This is a genomic window from Kitasatospora sp. MBT63 (assembly GCF_000710465.2).
Classification (GTDB): Bacteria; Actinomycetota; Actinomycetes; order Streptomycetales; family Streptomycetaceae; genus Kitasatospora.
Window position 1 is genome coordinate 4,474 of record NZ_JAIZ01000628.1, and the last position, 6,122, is coordinate 10,595.

The window sequence follows — 6,122 nt, forward strand, 5'->3', positions numbered from 1 at the left end:
GCCCGCCCTCAACGAGGACATCGCGCAGCTGGTGACCGTCGGCCGGACCTACACCGACGCCACCCCCGACATCCTCCAGGCGCTCACCGACCTCACCACCACCAGCGCCACCCTCGCCCAGCAGCAGGCCGGCCTGCGCGCCCTGTACGCCGCCGGCACCACCGGCGCCCAGGACCTCACCGACTTCCTGCAACGCAACAGCAGCACCCTGATCCGGCTGTCCGCGGACAGCCGCCCCACCCTCGACCTGCTGGCGAAGTACGCCCCGTCCTTCCCCTGCACCCTGCGCACCCTCGCCGACTTCGTCCCCGTCATGGACCAGGCCCTCGGCAAGGGCACCGACCGGCCCGGCCTGCACGTCACCGTCACCACCGTGCCCTCCCGCGGCGCCTACCAACCCGGCCGCGACACCCCCGTCTACCGGGCCGGCGGCGGCCCGGCCTGCTACGGCACGCCGTACACCGGACACGGCACCGCACCCGCCGCGAGCAGCCCCGCCGACGGCTTCCCGATGCCCGCCACCCCCGGCCTCGGACTGCCCAACTCACCCCAGGAGAACGAGCTTGTCAACGAACTCCTGGCCCCCGGGCAGAGCGCGGCCGCACCCCTGCCGCAGTGGAGCGGCCTGCTCGCCGGACCCCTGCTGCGCGGCACGGAGGTGACCCTGCGATGACCCGCCGCCCCCTGACCGGACCGATCGTCAAATCGCTGGTGTTCATCCTCGTCACGGCGCTCGCCACCACCGCCCTCGCCTTCGGCATCGCCGACACCGGCGTCGGCGCCACCACCGGCTACCAGGCCCGCTTCACCGACGCCACCGGCCTCGCGCCCGGCGACAGCGTCCGGATCGCCGGGGTACGGGTCGGCCAGGTCGACAGCGTCACCGTCGCCGACCGCCGCCTCGCCCGGGTACGGTTCTCCGTCCGCCGCGACCGCACCCTGCCCGCCTCCGTCACCGCGTCCGTCAAGTACCTCAACCTGGTCGGCCGGCGCTACCTCGACCTCGAACAGGGCGCCGGCCCGCTCGGCGAACACCTCGCCCCCGGCGCCGTCATCCCCCTGGAACGCACCCGGCCCGCCCTCGACCTCACCCGGCTGTTCGCCGGCTTCCAGCCGCTCTTCCAGGGCCTGTCCCCGAACGAGGTCAACCAGCTCGCCGACGAGATCGTGCAGGTCCTCCAGGGCCAGGGCGGCACCGTCGACAGCCTGCTGCGCTCCATCGGCTCCCTCACCGGCACCCTGGCCGGCAAGGACCAGGTGATCGGCGAGGTGATCGACAACCTCAACACCGTCGTCGCCACCGTCAACACCCACGAACAGGGCTTCACCGAACTCGTCACCACCCTCCAGCAACTGGTCTCCGGCTTCGACCGCGACCGGCAGCCGATCGGCCAGGCCGTCGACGCCCTCGCCGCCCTCACCACCAGCACCGCCGGCCTGCTCCAGGACGGCCGCGAACCGCTCAAGGACACCATCGGCCAACTCGGCCGGCTCTCCACCGGACTCGCCGACCACACCCCCCAACTCGAACGCTTCCTGCGGCTCAGCCCCGAGAAGCTCCGCACCCTCGGCCGGCTCGCCTCCTACGGCTCCTGGTTCAACCTCTACCTCTGCGAGGCCACCGTCACCGGCGTCACCACCACCGACGGCAGCGCCCCGCCCACCGGCATCCCCGTCACCGAAGCGAGGTGCCACGGATGAGGACCGCCCGCGACCCGCGCCGCCCACTGCTGCGGCCGCTGCGCGAACGCAACCCCGTCACCGTCGGCGCCGTCGGCGTCCTGCTGCTCCTGCTCTGCACCGCCCTCGCCTACCGGGCCGACTCCCTCCCGCTGATCGGCCGCGGCACCGGCTACACCGCCGAGTTCACCGAAGCCGCCGGCCTGCGCCCCGGCAACGAGGTCCGGGTGGCCGGCGCCAAGGTCGGCCAGGTCACCGGCGTCACCCTGGACGGCGCCCGGGTCAAGGTCGCCTTCCGGGTCGACCATGCCTGGATCGGCGACGCCACCACCGCCGTGATCGGCATCCGCACCCTGCTCGGCGAGAAGTACCTCGCCCTCGACCCCCTCGGCGCCGCCCGCCAGGACCCGCACCGCACCATCCCCAGCAGCCGCACCACCTCCCCGTACGACGTCACCCAGGCACTCGACGGACTCGGCCACACCCTCGGCGCCCTGGACACCGACCGACTCGCCCAGAGCTTCCGGACCATCTCCGACACCTTCAAGGACACCCCCGCCTCCGTCCGCGCCGCCGCCGACGGACTCTCCGCCCTCTCCCGCACCGTCGCCGACCGGGACGCCCAGCTCGCGAAACTGCTGGCCGGCAGCCGCGACCTCACCCGCACCCTCAGCGACCAGAACACCCGCTTCGCCACCCTGCTCGCCGACGGCGACCAACTCCTCGGCGAGATCCAGCGCCGCCGCGACGCCGTCCACCAACTGCTCACCGGCACCGCCGCCCTCGCCACCCAGCTCACCGGCCTGGTCCGGGACAACGAACGGCAGCTGCGCCCCACCCTGGACGCCCTCGACCGGGTCACCGGCGTCCTGCGGGCCGATCAGCAGAGCCTCGAGGAGACCCTCGCCCTGGTCGGCCCCTACTACCGGCTGATGGGCAACACCCTCGGCAGCGGCCGCTGGTTCGACGCCTACCTGTGCGGCGTGGTGCCCCGCTCGTACCTGCCCGACGGCACGTCCCCCACGACCGGCTGCCAACCCGAACGCCCGCAGGGCGACCGGCCGGCGGCCACCCGCGCGCAGGGAGCCCAGCGATGAGGAAACCCGTCGTCGTACCGGCCGCCGTCGCCGCCGCCCTCGCGGCCGCCCTGGTCGCCGCACCGGCCGTCACCGAACCCGACGGCACCCACCTGACCGCCTGGTTCGACCACGCCGTCGGCATCCACCCCGGCTCCGACCTGCGGATCCTCGGCGTCAAGGTCGGCACCGTCGACGGTGTCCACCCGCACGGCCGGCAGGTCAGGGTCGACCTCACCCTCGACCACGGCGTCCAGGCCCCGGCCGGCGCCGGTGCCGTCATCGTCGCCCCCAGCGTGGTCGCCGACCGCTACGTCCAGCTCACCCCCGCCTGGACCGGCGGCCCGCACCTCGCCGACCACGACACCATCCCCGCCGACCGCACCGCCGAACCGGTCGAGATCGACCAGCTGTACCAGAGCATCAGCGACCTCAGCACCGCCCTAGGACCCGACGGCGCCAACGCCACCGGCGCCCTCTCCCGGCTGCTCGACACCGGCGCCGCCAACCTGGCCGGCAACGGACAGGCCATCGGCGACAGCATCGACCAGCTCGGCCGCGCCGCCAAGACCCTCTCCGGCCACAGCGACGACCTCTTCACCACCCTCACCCAGCTGCAGTCCTTCACCACGATGCTCAAGGACAACGACACCCAGGTCCGCTCCGCCACCGACCGGCTGGCCACCGTCACCGGCTTCCTCGCCGAGGACAAGGACGACCTCGGCCGGGCGCTCGCCGAACTCGCCACCGCCCTCGGCCAGGTGCAGACCTTCATCCAGGACAACCGCGCCCGGCTCGCCGCCTCCGTCGGCCAACTCGTCCCGATCACCCAGGCCCTGGTCGACCAGCGCGCCTCGCTCGCCGAACTCCTCGACACCGCGCCGCTGGCCGCCGGGAACCTGCTCGGTGCCTACGACACCGCCCACGGCACCATCGACGGCCGCGCCGACCTCACCGAACTCACCGGCGGCGCCCTGCCGCTGCCCCTGCCCGGAGCGGCCCGATGAGCCCGCGACCCGCCCTCGCCGCCGCCGCGTTCCTGCTGCTGCTCACCGGCTGCACCGCCGGCTCCGCCGGCCTCCAGGACCTGCCGCTGCCCGGCGGCGCCGACCTCGGCAGCCACCCCTACCGGGTGCAGGCCCGGTTCGCCGACGTCCTCAGCCTGGTCCCGCAGGCCGCCGTCAAGGTCAACGGCGTCGCCGTCGGCCGGGTCACCGACATCACGCTCGCCCCCGACGACTGGACGGCCCAGGTCACCCTGGAACTCAACGGCGACGTCCACCTCCCGGCCGGCAGCTACGCCCAGCTCGGCCAGTCCGGCCTGCTCGGCGAGAAGTACGTCCAGCTGACCGCACCCACCACCGGGGACCCCGGTGCCACCGGCACACTCACCGCCGGCGCCGTCATCCCGATCGCCCGCACCGACCGCAACCCCGAGGTCGAAGAGGTGCTCGGCGCCCTGTCGATGCTGCTCAACGGCGGCGGCCTCGACCAGCTGCACACCATCACCACCGAACTCGGCAAGGCCCTCACCGGCAACGAGGCCCAGCTGCGCTCCGTCCTCGCCCGCCTCGACACCCTCACCACCGACCTCGACGCCCACCGGCAGTCCATCACCGACGCCCTGGACTCCGTCGACCGGCTCTCCGCCACCCTCGCCACCCGCGACCGGCAGATCGGCACCGTGCTGACCGGCCTCAGCCCCGGCCTCGCCGTCCTGGAACAGCAGCGCGGCGACCTGGTCACCCTGCTGCGCTCCCTCGACACCCTCTCCGCCGTCGCCGTCGACACCGTCCGCCGCAGCCACGCCGACCTGGTCGCCGACCTCGGCGCCCTGGCCCCCACCCTGCAACGCCTCGCCGACGCCGGGACCGACCTGCCCGACTCGCTCCAGGTGCTGCTCACCTACCCGTTCACCGACGAGGTGCTGCGCGGCGTCAAGGGCGACTACCTCAACGTGTACCTCGACCTGGCCGCCGCCCCCGGAACCCGGATCACCCCCGAACTCGACCCCGACGACACCGCCGCACCCCCGCCCAAGGACCCCGCACCCGACCCCGGCACCGAGGGCGCCCTCCCGCTCCCGCTGCCGTCCGCCACCGCCCGCCGGGGAACCGCCGCCCACCAGCAGGGGGGACACTGATGCTCACCCTCGCCACCCGGCTGAAGAACCTCGCCTTCGTCGTCATCGCCGTCCTCGTGCTCGGCTACATCGCGGTCCAGCACGCCGACCTCGGACGCTACGTCGGACTGCGCGGCTACTACCGCGTCGACGTCGAACTCGCGGAGACGGGAGGCCTGTTCGAACACGCCGAGGTCACCTACCGGGGTGTCGCGGTCGGCCGGGTCGGCCCGATCCGGCTCACCCCGGACGGCGTCCGCGCCGAACTGCGGATCGACCGCTCCGCCCCGCCCATCCCGGACCGGCTCCAGGCCGTGGTCGCCAACCTCTCCGCCGTCGGCGAGCAGTACCTCGACCTGCGGCCCGGCACCGACCAGCCGCCCTACCTGCGGGACGGCTCCGCCATCGCCCGCTCCGCCACCACCACCCCGGCACCCGTCACCGACATGCTCGGCCACGTCGACGCCCTGGTCGGCTCGGTACCGCTGGCGTCCCTGCGGACCGTCGTCGACGAGTTCGGCCGGGCCTTCGACGGACAGGCCGGGAACCTCCAGGCCCTGCTCGACGGCAGCGGCCGGCTGATCGACGCCGCCGACGGCGCCCTGCCCGCCACCACCCGCCTGGTGGTCGACTCGCAGACCGTCCTGCGCACCCAGAACGACGAGGCCGACGCCATCCGCGCGTTCGCCACCGGCGCCCAGCAGCTGGCCGGCCAACTCGCCCGCTCCGATTCCGACCTGCGACGCATCATCGCCACCGGCCCGCAGGCCGCCGGACAGGTCAGCGCCCTGCTGAAGGACCTCGACCCGCACCTGAGCGTGCTGCTCGCCAACCTGCTCACCACCGCCGAACTCGGCGTCACCCGCGAGCACGGCATCGAGGAACTCCTGGTCCGGCTCCCGGCGGTGGCCGCCGCCGGCTCCACCGCCGTCACCGCGGACGGCGCCCACCTCGGCATGGCCGTCACCTTCTTCTCCCCGCTGCCCTGCACCGCCGGCTACGACGCCACCGTCTACCGCAACGGCCTGGACACCTCACCCGCGCCCGCCCTCAACACCGCCGCGCACTGTGCCGCACCGCCCTCCTCGGGCAGCGCGGTCCGCGGCTCCGCCAACGCCCCGCAGGGCGGCGTGCCCGCCGTCGTCCCGCCCGCCACCGCCGCGCCGCACCGCACCGGGGCCGAACGGTGAGCGCGGAGCCGACCGCGCCGCCGGACCGGCCGGTCGGCCCGGTGCGGCGGGGGG

6 protein-coding genes are annotated in these 6,122 nt (G+C 74.2%); all 6 read left to right on the forward strand.

Annotation, left to right across the window (positions count from 1 at the left end; all coding sequences use genetic code 11):
- Window positions 1-673, forward strand: a 673-nt coding sequence (locus tag AA75_RS52680; RefSeq protein ID WP_033823973.1) for an MCE family protein, incomplete at its 5' end; no start/stop codon positions are given.
- The gene (locus AA75_RS32715) at window positions 670-1,701 is read left to right on the forward strand and encodes an MCE family protein (protein ID WP_033823974.1); all 1,032 of its coding nucleotides are present in this window, start codon (window positions 670-672) and stop codon (window positions 1,699-1,701) included. The genes AA75_RS52680 and AA75_RS32715, both read left to right, overlap by 4 nt.
- Window positions 1,698-2,777, forward strand: coding sequence for an MCE family protein (locus AA75_RS32720; protein WP_033823975.1), 1,080 nt, complete (start codon window positions 1,698-1,700; stop codon window positions 2,775-2,777). The genes AA75_RS32715 and AA75_RS32720 overlap by 4 nt, the downstream gene beginning before the upstream one ends.
- Entirely contained in the window at window positions 2,774-3,763 is a 990-nt protein-coding gene (locus AA75_RS32725) for an MCE family protein (protein ID WP_033823976.1), read from the forward strand. The genes AA75_RS32720 and AA75_RS32725 overlap by 4 nt, the downstream gene beginning before the upstream one ends.
- Entirely contained in the window at window positions 3,760-4,899 is a 1,140-nt protein-coding gene (locus AA75_RS32730; protein ID WP_051813902.1) for an MCE family protein, read from the forward strand. The genes AA75_RS32725 and AA75_RS32730 overlap by 4 nt, the downstream gene beginning before the upstream one ends.
- A complete protein-coding gene (locus AA75_RS32735; protein ID WP_051813903.1) occupies window positions 4,899-6,068 on the forward strand; it encodes an MlaD family protein in 1,170 nt (389 codons plus the stop codon). The genes AA75_RS32730 and AA75_RS32735 overlap by 1 nt, the downstream gene beginning before the upstream one ends.
- The last annotated feature ends 54 nt before the right edge of the window (window positions 6,069-6,122 follow it).

Excerpts from the sequence above, each read along its gene's own strand:
- AA75_RS32735 (WP_051813903.1), top strand. The coding sequence starts at position 4,899 with ATGCTCACCCTCGCCACCCGGCTGAAGAACCTCGCCTTCGTCGTCATC.
- AA75_RS32725 (WP_033823976.1), top strand. The coding sequence starts at position 2,774 with ATGAGGAAACCCGTCGTCGTACCGGCCGCCGTCGCCGCCGCCCTCGCG.
- AA75_RS32730 (WP_051813902.1), top strand. The coding sequence starts at position 3,760 with ATGAGCCCGCGACCCGCCCTCGCCGCCGCCGCGTTCCTGCTGCTGCTC.
- AA75_RS32720 (WP_033823975.1), top strand. The coding sequence starts at position 1,698 with ATGAGGACCGCCCGCGACCCGCGCCGCCCACTGCTGCGGCCGCTGCGC.
- AA75_RS32715 (WP_033823974.1), top strand. The coding sequence starts at position 670 with ATGACCCGCCGCCCCCTGACCGGACCGATCGTCAAATCGCTGGTGTTC.